Below are 19,824 nucleotides of genomic sequence, written 5' to 3'. Positions count from 1 at the left end.
TCAATTTAAAATTTCACCCTAACGCCTGCTGTGATTGATTTTGTTGATGGGTAATTACCGCGATCCCACCCGTTTACTGTTGATGATGCCCAGGATACTTCCGGATCATAACCAGTGTACTTGGTGATGGTAAAGTAATTTTGCGCACTCACGTAAATGTTGATAGACGATATTTTAATACGACGAAGCTGATTTGCATTAAAGGTGTATCCCAGGGTAACATCTTTTATCTTCAGGTAATTACCGTTTTCTTCCCATAAGCTATTGGCATAATCACGGGTGTATTGCATGCTGTTGGCTGATGGTTTGTCGCCGGCATTGCTGGTACCAGGTCCTTGCCAGCGGGAGTCATAAGCCGCCTGGGTTGGCGTCCATTGCCCGTTCAGCGTAAGGCTGTATTTCCTAAGCTCATTCACCAGAGTTGCGCCATATGAACCGGTAATTAAAACACTCAGATCCCAGTGTTTATAGGTAAACGTGTTGTTAAAGCCCGCGGTAAATTTAGGCTGCAGGGTTGTTAATATATGTTTGTCATCATCATTCACCACCCCATCGTGGTTATAATCCTGGAATTTGAAATCACCGGCATGTTTGGTGGGTTCACCATTGGATTTTGCCTCAGCATCTGTCTGATAAACACCTGTTACCTGCTGGCCAAAGAATGAATTCATAGGCTGCCCAACAATCATCGGGAACCAGTTGCCGCCTGTACCGATATATTGGTAAGGTATCGGTTTTCCGTCGGCTCCAACACCAAGACTTAACAGCTTGTTCTGATTCTGGGTATAGGTTAAGGTAGAAGACCAGGTAAAGTCGCTGCCAACAATGTTCTGAGAGTTTATAGAAAATTCAAAACCTTTGTTGGAAGATTTGCCCACATTTTGCAGCTGAGATCCAAACCCGGTTGAGGAAGGAAGATTTACATATAATAATAAATTGCTTGTTTTTTTATTGTAATAATCGGCGGTCAGGTTTAGCCTGTTTTTTATAATCCCCACATCAATTCCCAGATCAAGCTCTTTGGTGGTTTCCCATTTCAGGTTATTGTTGGAAACGGATGAATAATAATAACCTGTTGTGTTTGAGTTATTCAGGATAGTATTGATGCTTGATACCGAAGCCAGGGTTTGGTAAGGATTGATAGCCTGGTTTCCGGAGGTGCCATAGCTCGCCCTCAACTTAAGGTTGCTCAAGGTTGGGTTCTCTTTCAGGAAATCTTCTTCAGATACTGTCCAGGCTACTGCACCTGATGGGAAGAACGCATATTTATTGTTGGAGCCAAACACCGAGCTGCCGTCTCTTCGGGCGGTAAAAGTAGCGTAGTATTTACCTGCGTAATTGTAGTTTAACCTGCCCAGGTACGAAATAAGTGAGTTACTTGAAATGCCTGTACTTGGATTGGCGAGTGTGGTAGCCGATTGAAGACTGTTGTCTACATATACCGTACTGACAAATCCCGAAGCTGTACCGCTATTTAGAGAACGGCTGTGATTCTGCTGAAAAGTAAACCCAGCCAGGGCATTCAGGTTATGTTTACCCCAGTTATGCGTGTAGGTCAATGTATTTTCATTGACAAATGAGTTGGAGTTTGAATAACTCTGTGAAGCGTTACCGGCCGGCTGACCAAAAGTAATTGATGGCGGATTGTAATTATCCGAATGATTGTCAGCATTGTCAATGCTCGCACTTGATCTTAGTTTCAGACCGGGAACTATTTCATAAGTCAAAGCTGCAGTTCCCAATATCCTTAACGTGCTGGCTGGGTTGTACTGTTCTTTTGCCATCCCTACGGGATTGGTTTGCCCATAATTTAAACCTGTAAATACGGTATAGGTACCATTTGGATTATAAACACCCTCTGTTGGTGGCATTACGAAAGTTTGAAAAGGGACCCCGCCATAATCGGCATTTTGGTAATTGTTTTTCTTATACTGGTCTTTAGTAAGCGCTAAATTGATCGTAAAGTTTAGCTGCTGGTTGAGCTTCTGATCAAGGTTGATTCTGCCAGAAAGCCTACGGTAACTGGAGTTAGTGATAATACCATCCTGGTTAAAATAGCCAAAAGAAGTATAATACCTGGTATTCTCGGTGTTGCCGCCCACTGATATGGTATGGTTTTGCGTAGGCGCTGTATGGTAAACCAGGTCCTGCCAGTCGGTACCTTTACCCAGGCCATTAATCTGATCGGGTGTCCATGGCAACGGCTTTGCCGGGCTATTTAAGCCCGAAGCATTATCGTTTGTAGTAACCTCATTTTGTAGCCGGGCATATTCAGTTGCATCTATCAGTTTTAGTTTGTGCCTTAAATCGGCTACACCATAATAACCATCGTAGCTTACCTGTGGTTTTCCGGAAGCTTTAGAGGTACCTTTTTTGGTGGTGATCATGATGACGCCGTTCGCACCTCTTGAACCATATATCGCGGTAGAAGAAGCATCCTTCAGTACGTCTATGGAAGCAATATCATCCACATTTAACTGGGCGCTGATATCCTGGGTGATCTGCCCGTCCACTACATATAAAGGTGCGTTGCTACCGGTAATGGAATTTGTACCCCTGATGGCAATTTTCATCCCCTCACCCGGTTGCCCCGAGGCCTGGTTCACCTGTACACCCGCCATCTGCCCCTGCAAGGTTTGCGCAACATTGGATATACCTTTTACCTGCGTTACCTTGGCTGATGAAATGGTGGAAACTGAACCGGTAAGGTCACGTTGTTTTACGGAACCATAACCTAATACAACTACTTCGTTTAACTTTGATTGATCAAGCTGCATATGCACGTTCATCGGCCGGTCTTGTGAAACAGGCAGTTCCTGTGTTGCGTAGCCGATAAATGAAAAAACAAGTACCGCATTGGGATTGGGGACATCCATGCTGAATTTTCCGTCCTTGTCGGCAATTACAACAATTTGCCCGCTTTTCAATCGTACGGTAACACCAGGCAGGGTGTTGTTTTTTTCATCAAAAACCTGCCCGGTTACTTTGATGGTAACCTGTTGAGTATTGATTGTTGCCCGAACCTGAACCGCTACAGGTTGTTCTTTAATAAAAATAGTGTTGTTCACTATTTCATAGCTTAAATGCAGATCTTTCAAAAATGCTGTTAAGGCCGCGTCAAGAGATACATCTTTGAGTTTGATGGTGACGTTTTTATTACGGATAGCTTTCGATTCATAAAAAAACACATAACCGGTTTGATCGTTAATGACTTTCAATACCTTTTTTAAGGGCGTATTGGTTTCATTAAGATTAATCTTTTGACCAAAGACCGCAGCGCTGCATTGCAGCATTGCCAGTAAAATCATGAGGGTAGTCAATTTCATAATCAGTATTATTTTTTTTGGCAGCCACCGGTTCTCGGTGGACACAAAAAGAGACTTTAATTTCATACTTTTGAAAAGTTTGAGTTAATGGATGATTGCTGAATAAGATCATTTTTCTGTAAAGGAGGTTAACTCAGATATGCGTATCCCGATTGCACTCGGGGTACGTTTCTGTTTTTATAATTAACCACTGACGGTTCGTCTAAGGGACTGTTTTTTGTACTTTTTTTCTCATATATATTAGTTAAGTGAATAATTGGTGCATTAATGATTAAGGCATAATAATGATGGTTCTGCCCTCTATCCGGTAATGGATCTGTTCAATACTTAAAATGTGCATCAGCTGTGAGGCAGTGATGTTTTTATTCATCTGCCCCGAAAATTCCCTTGTGGGGATCTGCCCCTCGTATTTTACAGATACATCATACCAGCGGGAAAGCTGCCGCATCACCGTTTGAATATCATCATCCTTAAAATAAAAGAAACCCTTTTTCCAGGCTATAGCTTCTTCTGTATCGGCCTGTGTTACTGCCAGGTGACCATCTTTAAATTGAACCTGTTCACCGGGTTTTATCTTACTGCTCATTTCAGCGGCTAATACTTTAACACTGCCTTCCAATAGCGTAGTCCTGGTAACTTTTTCATCCGGATAAGCATTCACATTAAAATGTGTACCTAAAACCTCAACGGTTTGACCATTTGATATTACCCGGAATGGTTTATGCTGATCATGAGCAACCTCAAAATAGGCTTCTCCTGAAAGTTCAATTTCGCGTTTCGGTCCGCTGAATGTTACCGGGTATTTTAGGGTAGATGCGGCGTTGAGCCAAACTTTGGTACCATCACCTAAAACAAGCTGATATTGCCCGCCTTTAGGGGTAACAACGGTATTAAATACATTGGTCTCATGGCTTGCATTGTACCCGGCCTGATCATAAGTGATGCGGCCATCCGCGTTTTTATGTATAACTACGCCTTTTTCGTTGGCTAAAGCTCCGTTTTTGGTATCGTTTAGATTGATTGCGCTGCCGTTGGATAAAATCAACATAGCCCTGTTACCACCCGGCAGTAAATTACTATTGTCTTTTTTCGCTACTAAAGCTGGCTGATCCTGATGGGGTTTCCGTTGCTCTACAAACAACACGCTTATATATATTAACAAAATAGCTAAAGCAGCGATACTGATCAGCCGCCTGTAATTAATTTTTCGTTTGTCTGATACCTCAGCCAGGATACGCCGGAGAATTTCTTCGCGATTGTTTTCCAGCTCCTGACCATCAATTTCAGGAGTAGCAGCGTTTTGGGTATAATCTGCATACCAGCTTTCTACCAAAGCTTTTTCTTCTTCGGATACCTGGCCGTTACGGTAGCGGTTCAATAGATCTGTTGCGTCCTTTTTTGACATAATTGGTAAAAGAGGTGAGAGCCCTTATTACGCTATATGCACTTCAGGAAGGGGTAGGGAGTAGATGAATTAGAAAAAAAGTAAAAAAAACTTACTTCCCAGTTTTAATCTTAAAATTTTCAGGGAGTTATTAACCTGTTTTCTTACGGTCAACACACTGATATTAAGCTGATCTGCTATTTCCTGATGCGAAAAATTGTTGTTCCTGCTCATTTGAAATATAATCCGCATTTGTGTGGGGAGCATCGCTACTTCAGCTTCTACTATGGCAATGAGTTGTTTTATACGGATGGCCTCATCCGCTTCAGGTTGCTTATTAGTATCCAGGTAATTTTGAAATGATGTGACATAATCATTTTTAATTTTAAGGTGCCTGAAATTGTTGAGCAACTTATTCCTTACAGCTGTATACAGGTAGGCAGCAAGGTTTTCTTCCGGATTTATACAGCCCCGGTTGTTCCATAAATATACAAAAACCTCCTGGAGCACGTCTTTCAATGCTTCAGGATCGGGCAAGCTTTTATACCCATGCCGGTAAAGAAGTCCATAAAACCGATTATAAATTTCTGTAAAAGCCGTTTCATCGCTATCATTTAACAGATAGGCTAATTCTTTATCCGAATAAGCATGATAGTGGGGCATAGCGTGTTTTTAAATAATTGGGGCAAGTACCCAGCTATTTGCTGCCAGATACATGATCACTATTAATATGGGTTTAGCAATTAAAAAAGTATATAATGGTTTATAAAAATGATAAATGTTTACCGATTAAAATTTCGCGAATTTGTCATAAGACTAAGCGAATTTGGCAGTAATCTAGTAATTAAGCTGATATGATGGAGTGTAAATGACGAATGAAGGGCGCTTCTTTTATCTGCATAAAAGAACGCCCCGTGAGATGAAGTTGATAGTACTGGTAATTACAGGAGATGAGCTATGCCTGATTATTGTGGTGTACCTTTGTTTTAGTTAGGGATCTTAATGTAAAAATGATCGCCCCTGTTATCTCCAAAATTCGAGAAATTTTCAGGGCCAAGGGATGACCTGAAGGCTTCTGAAACATAAAAATCATTCTGATAGGTGATGAGCTTTTGTACATTGTTATTAAGTGTGTACAACGTTAAATAACTTTTGAAAAACAAGGGACTATTCCCTTTTTCAAATCTTGCCAGTTTTACCTTCAGGTCGTTGCCGCCAAAACCCGATGGTACTTTCGATTTTGCAAAAAGCGTATCGGCTATATACTGGAATTCCTTGCTATCTACATTGGTAATGGTTTTACTGATTTGAGCGTGCGGAGGGATAAAAGTTAGATTTTGAGGGAGGGTTACCTGGGCGCTGATAGTGCCATCAGAATAATGGATCCTCCGGCCTATCGATGTTGAGGATACCGTTCCATCTACCTGTAAAACGCCATCGGCATAACTGGTGCTTTTTTTATCCATGACAAATGCCGAGCGTTCCCAATCAGCATAAATAGGCTCATTAAGCTTATTATAAATATTGATATGAATAGGTACATTTTCGCCTGCAAAAGAGTAGATGATTTTGACAGAATCGTTCTCCAGTTTAAATTCACCGGTTCGCTCGTTATGAACGGTGTTTGTACTGCTGAGGGTATTCATTTGGTAGGTACTGCATGACGATAATAAAGCTATCGCCACACCAATGATAAGTAATGTTTTCATAGGTTGAAGTTTTTGTATCGGTTTGACTTAAAAGACGCTATGAAGTTTAATCAGAACCTGATCACCAAGCAATTTTTTCTATAGATCAAAAACGGGGGGCGAGTTAAAACAAAAAGCCCCGGCAATATATTGCCGGGGCTTTTTTCTGTTTGAAAATTTCTTTAATAATAAAAAGCATTGGTCTGTACGCTTGCACTCAATTTCTTTTGATCGGTGGCTGCGGCTAATCCTTGTAACCATACCGTATATACCGAACCGCTGTTTAACTTTACATCTTCCAACGTTGTCAAAACGGTGGTAGTACCTTTTTTACGAACTTCCAGGGTATAGGTACTGTTACCTTGTATCGGTACAAAAACCGAAGCTCCTTTATAGGCCTGGTTACTGGCCAGTAAGGTACTCGCCGCTTTTATCCCCAGGTCAACCGCACCTGCATCCGGGCTCACATTTACCAGGCGAATGGTAGCTTTCCCTGCATCGGGGCGGGTGATGGAGTCTTTGGTTAATATCACATCCGGAGTTGCAGCTACATTGGCCAGATAAATAGAATAGAATTTTTGGGCAGTAAGGTTTATCGTATCGGCTTTAAGCTTTTGCTGGGTACCTGCTATAAAAAAGCTGGCGACCCTTTTACCCGGAAAAGCCCTGATGTAATCGATCCCGTGCCCATAATTGATGGGGAAATCATTGGCACGGTTTTGATCCAAAAAGAAATTTACGGGTTGTGAGTCAGGTGAAGCATTGATCACCGAAAGATATGCTACCGGTGGTTCAACATAGTCATTGTCATGATTTTTTAAGCAGGAAGTAAGCAGCCCAGCCAGCAAACACATCATCCCGACTATGCCTGCCCGCCTTTTTAAATTTTGTTGAACGTATTTCATAAAATTAATTGTTGTAGAGATAATCATATACTTAACCTTACGTAGTACACGGGTATGAATGCTACAGATGACCGAAATTTTATCTGTAAATTAAATGTTACGTTCCTGAACATCATCCATGTTCAAAGTATCATGCTATTGTCTGTTTATGCCGATTTGCCGGATGCGCTAAATGATTGCTTAAAAAAAGATAGATATTAGCGATGGCCAGATTCAAACCGTAAAAGAATCACATGTTGAATAAGCCATGCCTGTAACACTATTTATATGAAAGCATTAACATTTTCCACATTTGGAGATCCCGGGGTTCTGCAATATCAAGAGATCGCCCCGCCGGTATTAAAAACCGGAGATATACTGGTAGAAATGAAAGCCATCGGGCTTAATTTTTCTGATACCGAAAGACGCAAAGGCAATTATCACTTGCTGGGCAAACCACCATATATTGCAGGTTACGAGGGCGCGGGGATAGTGGCTGATAATAATGGTCACCCCGATTTTAAGCCCGGCGACAGGGTGAGCTTTGGAGATGTGCCTTTTGCTAATGCCGAGCTGGTTGCTGTCCCGGTAACACATGCCATCCCATTACCTGCCGAAATAAGCTTTGATACCGCTGCTGCTATACTCTTACAGGGCATGACCGCCCACTATCTGGCAACAGACAGCCATTTGGTTAAACCCGGCGAAACGGTATTATTGCATGCTGTGGCCGGAGGTGTTGGCCAGTTGCTCACACAAATATGCAAGTTGCTGGGTGCAAAAGTTATTGGTCTTACATCGTCCGAAACTAAAAGGACAGCCGCCCTTACAGCTGGTGCCGATACGGTTTTTTTATATCAGGATGATTGGAAAAAGCAGGTATTAGATTATACTGCCGGCAAAGGTGTGGATGTAACCTATGATAGCGTGGCAAGTACCCTGAATGATAGTCTTGCGGTAACCAGGATATTAGGTACGGTAGTACTGTATGGTAAAGCTGGTGGATTACCAGAACCTCCACCATCTTTAGAGCTCCTGATGGATCGTTCGCAAACCATTACCGGCGGCGACCTTTGGAGTTACCTGGATTCGAAAGAAGAACGGATCAAACGGTCGGGCGTATTGTTTAACTGGATAACGTCGGGACAACTGGTATTGCAAGCTCCTAAAACTTTTAAATTGGCCGATGGCAAACTGGCCCATGAATACATGGAAAGCAAACAAAGTACCGGGAAAATTATTTTAATTCCCTAATCAATGGCCCATTACAGCCGGGTTTTTGCATCGGACTAACCTATAAGATAGATTGTTATAAAATATCCCTGCCCCCGGGCCCCTTTGGAGGGGCCCGTAATGGGGACAAGGAACTTATAGTACCGACAATATACATTACGCTGATACATGTGTATTTGATACACCCCCTCAATAATATTTATGCATTTAATTACCAGTTAAAACATTTTACCAATAAAGCTTAATAATAATTTTACCCACGGCGTTTGGCTTTTATCCTTATCTTCATGGCTCCTTATCTGCAATTATTTTTATGCCGATGCCGATCAAAAAAATCATATTTAAAACGCTTAAAATAAGCGGTATCACCGTGGTAAGTTTATTACTGCTGATGTTTCTGTTGCCATATCTTTTTCCGCAAACCATAACCAACAAGATCAAACAATGGGCGGGGGGCAGTATCAACGGTAAACTGAACTTTACAAGTACGCGCCTGTCGTTCTTCAAAAGGTTTCCGGCGCTTACGCTTACGTTAAATGATTTTTCGCTGGGCGGCAGCGCTCCCTTCCAGAATGATACGTTGGTGGCCGCCAAAGAGGTTTCGCTGGCGATAGATCTTTCATCGGTATTTAAAAGCAAGATCAATATCAATAAAATATACCTCAGCCAGGCGCTCATCAATATCCAGGTTGATAGCAGCGGTAAGGCTAACTACAATGTATATAAATCAAAAGATAGCAAGCCTGCCAACGCGGCAGATACCAGCAGCGCATCCTTGGGTATTGAACAGATACTGGTTGAAAAAAGCAGGTTGGTATATGATGATAAGTCAGTACCGACACAGATTAGTGCCAGCGACTTTAATTATAAAGGCAGCGGCGATCTGAGCAAAGATATTTTTGATCTGTCGAGCCACATCGCGGCAGCGTCTGTCGACTTTATCTATAATGGTAAAAGCTACGTTCATCATAAAAAAGTAAATGCCGATTTGGTCACCAGCATCAATACCAAATCCCTGGCTTTTGCCTTTCAGAAAAACGATCTGCTCATTAATAAGCTGCCGGTTAAGTTTAAAGGCCGGTTTGAGTTCCTGAAAGAGGGTTATGATATGGATTTCCGTATCACATCAGACCAGAACGATCTGGGTGATATTTTTACCGCCCTGCCTGCAGAGTATGAGAAATACGTAGACGATACCGATATCAGTGGAAACGGTAATATCCAGATAGCGCTTACCGGTAAATACATTGCCTCCAAAAACATCATGCCCGACCTTACTTTCAATATGAAGGTACGTGATGGTTCTGTTGTTAATAAAAACACGCCCGAACCGGTGAAAAACCTGTTCATTAATATGGATGCTAAACTGCCGGGTCTTAATCCGGACAGCTTGAACCTTAATGTCGATTCGATATATTTTAACATCGGTAAAGATTATTTTGGCTCGGTGATCAAAGTGAAAGGCATTAAGGAACCGCAGATCTTCGCCAAGATCAATACCGAGATCGACCTGCAAAAATGGAATCGTGCCTTTGGCGTTAAGGCGGTTGATCTCAAAGGACGGTATTCGCTACACCTGTTGGCCGAAGGTAAATATGCCAAAGGACTGAAAAGAACCGGCGGGTTAAGACCAAAGACAGAAACGGTGATCACCAGTATTCCCAAATTTACTTTGCATTCTACGTTCAAGGATGGCTATATCAAATATACCAATTTGCCCGAAGCGCTTAAAAATATCAGCTTTAACCTGAACGCAGCCTGTCCGGATCATGATATAGCCCATGCCACCCTGCAGGTTGATAACCTGAACGCCATTGCCCTCAACAACTATATAAAAGGGTATTTAAAACTCAGCAATACCGCGGGAGCGATGATTGACGCGGGTCTGAAAACCAAATTCCACCTGAGTGATGTGAAGCAGTTTTTACCGGCCGATAGCGGTATGGATGTCCGTGGCGATCTGGATGCCGATCTGCTGATCAAAGGCAGATACATTCCTGAACACAGGATCTTCCCGGTTATGAATGCCAAACTGGAGCTGAAAAACGGTTATGTGCAAACCAAATACTACCCACACCCTGTGCAGGATATACAAGTGAGCGCGGATATCACCAACAATACAAGTTCATTAAAGGGACTAAAAGTTAACATCAAGCCTGTGTCCTTTAATTTTGAAGGGCAGCCTTTTATGCTGAAAGCTAACCTGCATAATTTTGACGATCTGAATTACCGGATAGCTTCGCATGGGCAATTGGATATTGGCAAGATCTATCAGGTGTTTGCTATGAAAGGCTATGATGTAAAAGGCTTTATCAGTACCAACTTTTCATTAAAAGGCAAACAAAGCGATGCCCTTGCCGGAAGATATAACCTACTGGCCAACTCGGGCACTATGAAGGTGAGGGACATTACGCTCCGGTCGGAGTTGTTCCCCAAGCCGTTCCTGATCAAAACCGGTCTGTTCAGCTTTAACCAGGATAAGATGAAGTTTGATCAGTTTACGGCTAATTACGGTAAATCGGTGATCGTGCTGAATGGCGCGCTATCTAACGCGATCGATTATGCCGTCAAACCTAATTCGGTGTTGAAAGGGCAGTTTAATCTACAAAGTGATCTGATCATAGCTGACGATTTTATGGCCTTCGCGGGAACTCCGGCATCAGCTAAACCTACACCTACCAAATCAAATGGTGTTATCCTGGTACCAGCCAACCTCGATCTCGATTTTACCGCCAATGTAAAGAAGGTAAAATATATGGGTCTGGATATCAGCGATGCCAAAGGGCAAATGAGTATCAATAACGGACAGATCATACTCAAACAAACCGGCTTTACCCTAATAGGTGCGCCAGTGGTTATGGATGCTACTTATGGCAGTACCACACCGCAAAAAGCTTATTTTGATTACCACATCAATGCCAAAGAGTTTGATATCCAGCGTGCTTATAAGGAAGTAAAAATGTTTCATGACATGACCTCATCGGCGGCGCATGTGCAGGGTATTGTATCGTTAGATTATAAGTTGAACGGTAAGCTCAACGGTGATATGAGGCCTATTTATCCATCCATAAAGGGTGGCGGGGTGCTTTCGGTTAAAAAGGTAAAACTGTATGGCTTTAAGCTGTTCAGCGCGGTAGGCAAGCAAACTGGTCACGATAGTCTAGCCAAGGGCGATGTATCCAAAGTAGATATCAAGAGCACCATTGCCAATAATATTATGACCATTGAACGTACCAAAATGCGTATGGCAGGTTTCAGGCCAAGGTTCGAAGGACAGGTAAGTTTGGATGGCAAGCTGAACCTGCAATTCAGGCTGGGACTACCGCCATTCGGTATATTCGGCATCCCGATGACCATTACCGGCACCCAGGAGAACCCTAAAATAAAAATGGGCAAGGCCAAGAAAGAAGATGAGCTGAAGGAAACGGCGGATGACGATAAGTAATAAAAAGGGGCGCTTAAAATCAAGCGCCTCTTTTTATTTACACCAAATTAAGCGATCTTCCTGCTGAAATGCCCTACTAAAAATAAAGACGCGCCCAGGATGCTGATATCTTTAACAAGGAAGGAACCAAGGCCTGATGGTACTATTAATCCATCTACATGTTCAACAATGCCAGGTGTACTTAACAGAAACGTGCTGGTAACAAAAAAGATAAGCACACACAACAAACTGCCCCATAAACCTACTTTTGGTGAAAAGTTACCGGCCAATATGCCCAGTGCCGCGGTAATTTCAAGTACACCAATAATTGCCGATGTTGTTCTGATACTGAAAATGGAATACATCCAGCTCATCAGTGGACTGTTTTTTACCAGTCCGGCTATGCCGTTGCTTTCTGTTGGGGTAAATTTAAAGGCACCTATCCATAGCAGTATCAAAGCGATACCGAAACTTGATAAAATAAATGCAATGTTGTTGTCATTAAGCCATTTGGCAAATTTTAATACTTTCATTTGATTATTCTTAATAATGATTTAGTTTAAAAGTGCCAGATACTACTTGCCTGGCAATTCTAAATGCTTAGTCGCATGGAGAGAATAATCCTTACAATATCAATGCACGATTTTTTGTGCTTCGCCAAGTCACAAGTCAGCCACTCAGGGACCCACAGCACAAGCCTTAGGCCAAAAGAGAGTTGGCAATTTTACAATGCAAATGGGAAACGCAATCCTGCGTCTCTACAAGAAAAAATCCTATACATCCTTAAATCCTAAAAATCCCGGTTCAGATAGCCTTTTACCACGCGGGGTTAAACTTTACCCAATAAATATCATCATTGCCATTCCCCGCTTCGTTTAGCTGTGCCTTGATTTGCTCATAGGTATTGTTTTTTCTGTTGAGCATTTGCGGGTTTAACCGTTTGCTGGTAAACAGGAGGTATTTTTTATCCCAGGTTACAAAGGGGCAATAGTCAAGCACGGTAGTATTGATGGGCACGGGCAGGCGTTTTACCGGCAGCCAATTACCAGCTTTATCTTTCCTGCTGATGTACATATCGCCGCGGCCCATATCATCCGGTCGGCCATAGGAGGAGAGCAGGATGAATTGCTCGTCGGGATCAACAAAGGCATTAAATTCACCGTATTTGGTGTTAATATCTTCGGGCAGGCTTTCGGGTTTGCTATATCCGGTGGCTGTAGCTTTAAAAAGTACAATATCCTCATCGCCCTTACCATAATCAGCTTCTACGGTTATATACAGGTTACCGCTGCGGGTAATGCTGGGATAAAATTCATTTTTGGCGGTATTTACGGTTGGTCCCAGGTTTTCGGGCTTTCCCCAGGAACCATTACCGGTTCGTTTAACCCGCCATATATCAAAATCTTTCCTGGCGTCGGTATCCTGCAAGGGCCTGTCTGATGAAAAATAGATCCACTGCCCATCCGGAGAAAACGCGGCTTCATGATCATTGTCGCGGCCCGAGAAAGAGGCTACCTCCGGCTTACTCCAATGGTTATTCTTTTTAACCAGGTGCAAAATAACACTGCCTACAATACGTGGCTGCTCCAGGGTAAAAAATATCTCATCACCTTTGGGCGATATGGTAAAATCACGATTGCTTAGTCCGTCGCTTAGTAGCCCTTTGGCAAAAATCCGGGGTGTATCTGTGGGCAATTGTGTATCCGGATAAACTATCTGGGCAAAGGTATTGCCATTGATCAGGATGAAAGTGAAAAGAGTGATTAGTTTGTGCATCAGATGGTTAGGGTTAATATCAAATATAATGTTTGCCGGGCTGTAAATTCTCCCCCTATCGGGGTGATTTAAAAGTACCGGCAAATAATTGAGTTTGTGTAACAAAGTAGGCAATTTTTGGTCATTACACCATGAAGACCTTTATAGCCACTATCAGCCTTTGTCTGCTTTCGTTATTCCATGCCAGCGAGCAGCAGAAATTCGATGATTTTTGCAGCAAGTTTGTAAGTGCTTACAAGGCACTCAACCTGCCCGAGCTCGATCTGAGTTATGTAACAGGACTGGAACGCATCGGTTCGGCAGATGCCTTGCAAAAACAGCTTGAGTTTTTCAAATCGGTACAGACAGAGCTCGCCAACTATAAACCCGGAGAGCTAAGCCCTTCCCAAAAAACAGATTACGCGCTGATTGCTTATGAAACCAAACTCAACCTGGAACACCTGGCCTTAGAGCAGGATTGGCTCAACCATAAACCGGCGCAAATACCCGCAGGAGGCATTATCACCATACCTAATGGCAAAGCCTGGTACGCTTATTTATTAAAGCGTTGGGTTGATGCTGATGTTACCCCCGATCAGATCTACCAATTTGGTTTGACCGAAGTTAGCCGGGTGCAAAAACATATAGAAGCCGTTAGGGCAGAAACCGGTTTAAGGGGGGATGCTTTTTACAAGCATTTAAATGATTCCTCCTTTTTTGAAAAAGATCCAGGAAAGGTACAGCATGCGTTTGAGCATACCAAAGCCATTGTATATGTCAACTTGCCCAAACTTTTTAATAATGTCAATATCCCACCGTTAAAAATAGAAAAGGGAGCCGCTAAACAGCTGGCACAAACACCAGGCTACTACAACAACGATACTTTTTACTATAACCTTTTCGATAAACCCTATAATAAGCGGCAGTTCGACTGGCTTTTTATTCATGAAGCTGTGCCCGGGCACCATTATCAACTAAGTATAGTAGCGCAAACTAAAACTTCGGAAGTGCAAAAACTCTTTTTTTACGCAGGTTTTGCCGAAGGCTGGGCTGCCTATACCGAAGAACTGGGCAAACAGTTGGGCGCATACCAAACACCTTATGAAGAACTGGGCAAATGGGAGTGGGATATTGTACGCTCGGTGCGTGTGCCGCTTGATGTTGGGTTAAACTATTACGGCTGGACCGACGCGCAGGCCCTGGGATTTTGGAAAAAGAACATCCATAATCAGGATGATATCGCTCTGCGCGAAATAGCTCGCATGAGGCGCTGGCCCGCGCAAGTTGTAACCTATAAATACGGTGCCTTGCAAATACTACACTGGCGCGAAGAATTGCAGAAGAAACAAGGCAAAGATTTTAGTATCAGAGATTTTCATTCACGGGTATTAGATCATGGTTCATTGCCGCTGTTTTTGGTGAAGGAAAACGTATTCAAATAGGTGACCAAAAATACCCGCAGTTTCGACAAAGGAAACCACGGGTATTTTGATCTATATATTACTGTTTTACCTTATCCCACAGATCCCTGTTAAAGGCCAGCACTTTAATAACATTGCCTTTTTCGTCTTTGGTGAATTTAAGCGGGAAGCCGATATCTTTATTTAGAAACATGACATCGGATAAGGCTGCGAATTTTATTTCCTGACCATCCCAAAGCTGTTTAAGTAATAAGCCATCGGCAGTAGCAGTGATCTGCAGAAATGCTTCTGACCTTTCCTCAAACTGATATTTACCTTCAAAGGCTTTTAGTTGCTCTGGTGTAAGTTTTATTTCTTTTGGCGGTGTATAGCTTTTAACTTTTATCCAGGCGTCCCTATCCGCCACAAGCGCCTGAGTAATTTCGCCTGCTTCGTTTTTGGTAAAGGTAACGGTGCTGTTTTCGTCGCCGTCATCATCAGTCAGGTCAAAATTGAGCTCTGATTTGCGTGTTAATGTTAGCGGATGACTGCCATCCATTCTTTTGGCAACTAATTTATCTTTTTCTATAGTAACCTGTAAATAGGAAAATTCATTATTCTTTTGCTGATAGATTCCCTCAAATGCTTTAAGCGGGATATCGGCAAAAGATGCTACAGTGAATTTTGGAGACCTTGCAATAGCCGTGTTGGAGCTAAAACAGTTAAACAGAATGAGCATAAGCACACACGCGGATTGGAAGGCATGGTTTTTCAGTGTTCTTTTTAGGCTGATCATTTTAATTGGATTTTAATGATAAATACAATCTGTTGTTTACCAGGTATTATATCATCAAATTTAGAAAAATATAATGTCAAAACAATTTTTTACAAAATTAAATTCTGTTAAATTAAAAAAATTCAAAATAAAATATAAAAATAGATGTGTATTTTGATGTAATTATCTGTTTGGGCTTACTGAGTCAATTTGGTAGCTATAATCCATACTATGGTTAGTGTTCAATTTTATGGCAGATTTGGAAAGAAATTATTACGCAAACGTTTGTTCTTGATTTAATTATAATAATCTCAATTTAACAATTGGTTTATTTTTATGTCGTAAAAATTAAATCAGATTTAGTATTAAATTTCTACTTTTTAAAAAAAAATAATTTTCAATTACACACATTGATGTTTCTGGCTGCTGATATTCTTTGGAGAAAGTCGATTTATGCTATTTAATTGGTAAACAAACGATTGTGTTGATTTTTTTTAATTACCCGCGTTGCTTAATGTTAATTTAGAATTAACTAAAATGGCCAATACATAGTACATGTTAACGCGTTTTTAAACCAATCAAACCAAACTACTAACATCATTATGAAACACAAAAAAATTAACTCTAACGCTAAGTTGGAAAAAAGCTCATTCATGCTGCTTACGGCAGGAATCCTTTTTGCATCGATATTTGCAGGCTGTCAAAAACAAGGTGCAGTAAATCCGGCTAAAACAACCGTTGCAGCAACAAATCAACAAACGGAATTTGTATTAACCCCATTTGGAAAGGTACCTGCTTCTAAAGTACACTTAGTGGAACCAGGTACCGAAATAGCGGTAATGGGTGGAAATATTAAAAAAATAAATTCAACAACAGGAGCCATATTGGCCGACTATGGCTCTGCTACCTCAGCAACAAATAATAATGCCGTAAAAAAAATTATAACACAAAGCCTGGCAGCCAAAGCATCGGGAAATACTTTAGGTAACGGCTATTATGTTGACTCACCTCTGCCATCAGGAAAAAACATCCAGTCATTCTCTACATCCTGGGTTGTACCAAGCGCGCCAGTTGCCGGCGCCGATACCGTACAGTTTTTGTGGAACGGGGCAGATAATGCTGACGGCGGAAGTGCTTTTATGCAGCCTGTTTTGTGTTGGAATAACGGCTACGGCCATATTTGGTATGTTCAAAACTGGGGTTATGTAAATGGAGCATACTTTCACTCAAATGCAAGCGCGGCAATAGCCAGCGGCACAACTGTAACAGGAGTAATGACGCAGATTTCTGCCGCCCCAGGAGCATATAAATACACTATAGGTTTTACCGGGTATCCATCTGTAACCTATACACAAACTTACCCCGACCCGGCAAATGAAGTAATAGAATGCTGGGAGTCTTATGCCAGTAGTTATACCTCTTTTCCGCCTGACCAGTATGTTGCAATGAAATCAATGAACCTGCAATATGTTGGAAGCGGGTCAACCAATCAACCAATTACATGGATACAAACCGATGATGGTGCAAGACCTACCCCATCAGGGAAAAACACGGTTATAAAAAATAATGGGACAAATAACTCTATAGTCGATTTTTATTTTCGATAATATCATTTAATCTATTGGCCATTTAAATAGGTATAATATCAATTATTTTATACGTGATCCTTTTTAATTTAATGAGGGGTCACGTATTTATCTATTTTGTACCCAGCCAATAGCCAACCTCATAGCCAATTTTTAACACTAATGCCGCCATCAGCATAGCAAATAAAAATATATATACTGGATTGGTTTTAAGTTGATTGAAATGAGGTTTAGTGGTCATGAGATATAAAATTTAATAACCTAATATAAGTATTTTTCAATTATAAACCGCTAGTTCGTTTAGCTCAATGCAATAATCGGTTATCCAGGCTCCGGCCACGTCAACATATAAAATATTGGGTTTATTGTTTTTGTTGATGGTACCCTTGCTTATCCATTCATTCAATTTTGCCGGCAGATATTTGTTGCCAGACATAGCCAGGTCTGTTATGCTTTGATTTTTTTTGATCACATTGGTGAGCAGCATCATGCCGTTAATTACGGGGTTTACCTTTTCGTCCTGAAAATCATTACATACCAACGCTGCTTCGTCGCTGCTTTGGGTAAGCTGCCAGTCGAGCCGTACCAGGTCGTTACCATTTACACCGTTCTTCATCGAGGTGAAAAATAACTCCTCCGTACTCAACAATCTGTTGATCTGGTTAGTAGCGGCATAGGCCCTGCGGATATTGAGAAAAGTTTTCCCTTTATCAGCCATCGAGTTGGAGTCGATGAGTTTATCAGGATTGGCATATTGCTCAAAAGTCACGATCACCTTGCCTGCCAGTTCGTTCAGTTTAATACGGTCAATGCTTTTCGACTGATTATTATAGATCCGATCCTTACCCAAAGCCTGAAAAATAGAATCGGCAACCTTACTTGCTGACGCCTCTTTTGGACAGAAATGACTGAAAGTTAAAATAATGAACTCCTTTTTATTACGGTCGAGGAAAGTTTTAATGGAGTCAAGTATATCCTTAAAGCGCTCACCATATCCACCTCCCATAGCATCAGCCATACAATCGGATGAGCTGTGTTTGGTATAAATGCTGTTTTTAAATGACCCTACCCGCAGATCGAACATCCGGATACCGGCATGGAGCTGTTTGCCAATATTTTGTTTCTGGGTAAGCGTATTGCAGGGATTGATGGAACTTGCGTGCTGCCCCCCGGTACCATTTAACGCCGACATGCCTGCATCATGTGAGCCGGGTATTACGATATCTTTAAGGGTAAGGTTTCCTTTGGCTGGAAACAGCGTATCCTCCATCCACCGGGCAGGATTGTAATTGGAAAAGTAGCTTAGGTAAAGTTTTTGATCTTCGCCTATAAAGGCCATGATGAACTTTTTAGTATCCACATTACAAACAGATACGGGGTAAGGTGTTTTAAAATAGTCGGGTAAAGTATGCTCGGCAGCTGATCTGGTTTGTTCATCACCGGTAACATAATAAATGCGGTTATCCTTTTTATTGCCCTTCCAGATATAAAACAGACGGGGAGTATTAAACAGGTGATAAACGGCTGGCGACACTTTGGTTTTGGAGCCGGATACTGGGAATTGATCCGTCCATGCCTTGGTATCCGTATTAAGATCGGTATAATAAATGCCCTGATCATTATAATAACATAATCTTACCTTATTATTAGCAAGCGTGACTATAAAAGGATATTCCGGGCTCTTTTTATCAGGTACGGTTTGCAGTGCAGCTGGTTTAAGTATGCCACTGTCATCAGCGTCAATCAGGGCTACCACCATGTCGTTTTTATTATCGGCATGCGAGGCAATCATCATCCGGTTGTTTATAACCGTGGCTGTAATGCCCGATCTTAGTTTAGGTGAATTTTCGAAATTTACCGTGCCTATAGCTTGTGTATTGAAAGTAGTATCACTGTTATTGATGATATATTTTAATGATCCATCCGTACCCAGCCATAAAACATATATGCGGTTGTTAACCACTCTCAAAACCGGTGCAAAGGCGCTTTTCTCTGTACCTGCTGTTGTTTCATTTTGCGAAAACCGGGTGTCATGTTGTTTACCTAGGTAGCATACATGAATATTGCCGGTAGCGCCGGCATTTTTCCAGGTAACAAAATAGCCATTTTTAAAATTGGTAATATCAATAGCCTTATCGGTGTTGGCGGCCGGCAAAAAATTAATGGGCTGACTAAAGCTCAGGTTTTGCGCCTGTGTTTTTTTTGATCCAGAGAAGGTCAAAAATAAAATGAGTGCTGTGCTAAGAAACAGAGACTTCATAATAGCAGGTTTAGAGGGTTAATAGGGCATATTTAATCATTTCAATATTATAAATTTTTAGGTAATATTTTTCTTTATAGTGAAATTATAATATTTTTATTTGAAAAAA

Annotated in this window: 14 protein-coding genes; 4 read left to right on the top strand and 10 right to left on the bottom strand. The window is 41.6% G+C overall.

The window, feature by feature from the left end; translation table 11 throughout:
• Window positions 1-5 precede the first annotated feature (5 nt).
• From AC57BQ_RS15810 to AC57BQ_RS15790, 5 genes are all read right to left on the bottom strand, one after another.
• Window positions 6-3,326, bottom strand: coding sequence for a SusC/RagA family TonB-linked outer membrane protein (locus AC57BQ_RS15810; protein WP_496407210.1), 3,321 nt, complete (start codon window positions 3,324-3,326; stop codon window positions 6-8).
• A gap of 271 nt (window positions 3,327-3,597) precedes the next feature.
• Entirely contained in the window at window positions 3,598-4,731 is a 1,134-nt protein-coding gene (locus tag AC57BQ_RS15805; protein ID WP_496407209.1) for a FecR family protein, read from the bottom strand.
• Window positions 4,732-4,800: 69 nt separating this feature from the next.
• Window positions 4,801-5,373, bottom strand: a complete 573-nt coding sequence (locus AC57BQ_RS15800; RefSeq protein ID WP_496407208.1) for an RNA polymerase sigma-70 factor — start codon at window positions 5,371-5,373, stop codon at window positions 4,801-4,803.
• 323 nt (window positions 5,374-5,696) lie between these two features.
• Window positions 5,697-6,419 (bottom strand): hypothetical protein, encoded by a 723-nt coding sequence (locus AC57BQ_RS15795; protein WP_496407207.1) that lies wholly within the window; start codon window positions 6,417-6,419, stop codon window positions 5,697-5,699.
• 161 nt (window positions 6,420-6,580) lie between these two features.
• Complete coding sequence (locus tag AC57BQ_RS15790; protein WP_496407206.1) at window positions 6,581-7,303, bottom strand: DUF4397 domain-containing protein; 723 nt, start codon at window positions 7,301-7,303, stop codon at window positions 6,581-6,583.
• Window positions 7,304-7,570: 267 nt separating this feature from the next.
• On the opposite strand from AC57BQ_RS15790, the gene AC57BQ_RS15785 reads away from it, so the two are divergent.
• Together AC57BQ_RS15785 and AC57BQ_RS15780 are read left to right on the top strand one after the other, a co-directional pair.
• Entirely contained in the window at window positions 7,571-8,536 is a 966-nt protein-coding gene (locus AC57BQ_RS15785) for a quinone oxidoreductase family protein (protein ID WP_496407205.1), read from the top strand.
• A 298-nt stretch (window positions 8,537-8,834) separates the two neighbouring features.
• On the top strand, window positions 8,835-11,960 hold the full coding sequence (locus AC57BQ_RS15780; protein WP_496407204.1) for an AsmA family protein: 3,126 nt from the start codon (window positions 8,835-8,837) through the stop codon (window positions 11,958-11,960).
• A 47-nt stretch (window positions 11,961-12,007) separates the two neighbouring features.
• Here AC57BQ_RS15780 and AC57BQ_RS15775 read toward each other — a convergent pair whose 3' ends face one another.
• Together AC57BQ_RS15775 and AC57BQ_RS15770 are read right to left on the bottom strand one after the other, a co-directional pair.
• The gene (locus AC57BQ_RS15775) at window positions 12,008-12,472 is read right to left on the bottom strand and encodes a DUF417 family protein (protein ID WP_496407203.1); all 465 of its coding nucleotides are present in this window, start codon (window positions 12,470-12,472) and stop codon (window positions 12,008-12,010) included.
• 283 nt (window positions 12,473-12,755) lie between these two features.
• A complete protein-coding gene (locus AC57BQ_RS15770; protein WP_496407202.1) occupies window positions 12,756-13,715 on the bottom strand; it encodes a hypothetical protein in 960 nt (319 codons plus the stop codon).
• A gap of 131 nt (window positions 13,716-13,846) precedes the next feature.
• Between AC57BQ_RS15770 and AC57BQ_RS15765 the strand changes: the two genes are divergently transcribed.
• The gene (locus AC57BQ_RS15765; RefSeq protein WP_496407201.1) at window positions 13,847-15,136 is read left to right on the top strand and encodes a DUF885 domain-containing protein; all 1,290 of its coding nucleotides are present in this window, start codon (window positions 13,847-13,849) and stop codon (window positions 15,134-15,136) included.
• Window positions 15,137-15,194: 58 nt separating this feature from the next.
• Here AC57BQ_RS15765 and AC57BQ_RS15760 read toward each other — a convergent pair whose 3' ends face one another.
• A complete protein-coding gene (locus AC57BQ_RS15760) occupies window positions 15,195-15,890 on the bottom strand; it encodes a hypothetical protein (RefSeq protein ID WP_496407200.1) in 696 nt (231 codons plus the stop codon).
• 581 nt (window positions 15,891-16,471) lie between these two features.
• On the opposite strand from AC57BQ_RS15760, the gene AC57BQ_RS15755 reads away from it, so the two are divergent.
• Window positions 16,472-17,476 carry a hypothetical protein gene (locus AC57BQ_RS15755; RefSeq protein ID WP_496407199.1) on the top strand — a complete coding sequence of 335 codons (1,005 nt, stop codon included), beginning with the start codon at window positions 16,472-16,474 and terminating at the stop codon, window positions 17,474-17,476.
• Between the two features lie 91 nt (window positions 17,477-17,567).
• Here AC57BQ_RS15755 and AC57BQ_RS15750 read toward each other — a convergent pair whose 3' ends face one another.
• Window positions 17,568-17,696, bottom strand: a complete 129-nt coding sequence (locus tag AC57BQ_RS15750; protein WP_496407198.1) for a hypothetical protein — start codon at window positions 17,694-17,696, stop codon at window positions 17,568-17,570.
• 36 nt (window positions 17,697-17,732) lie between these two features.
• Complete coding sequence (locus AC57BQ_RS15745) at window positions 17,733-19,715, bottom strand: phosphatidylinositol-specific phospholipase C domain-containing protein (protein WP_496407197.1); 1,983 nt, start codon at window positions 19,713-19,715, stop codon at window positions 17,733-17,735.
• Between the last annotated feature and the right edge of the window lie 109 nt (window positions 19,716-19,824).

The organism is Mucilaginibacter sp. BGA-UO-ETr-C110 (assembly GCF_059567985.1).
This window is presented reverse-complemented; position numbering and strand designations above follow the sequence as displayed.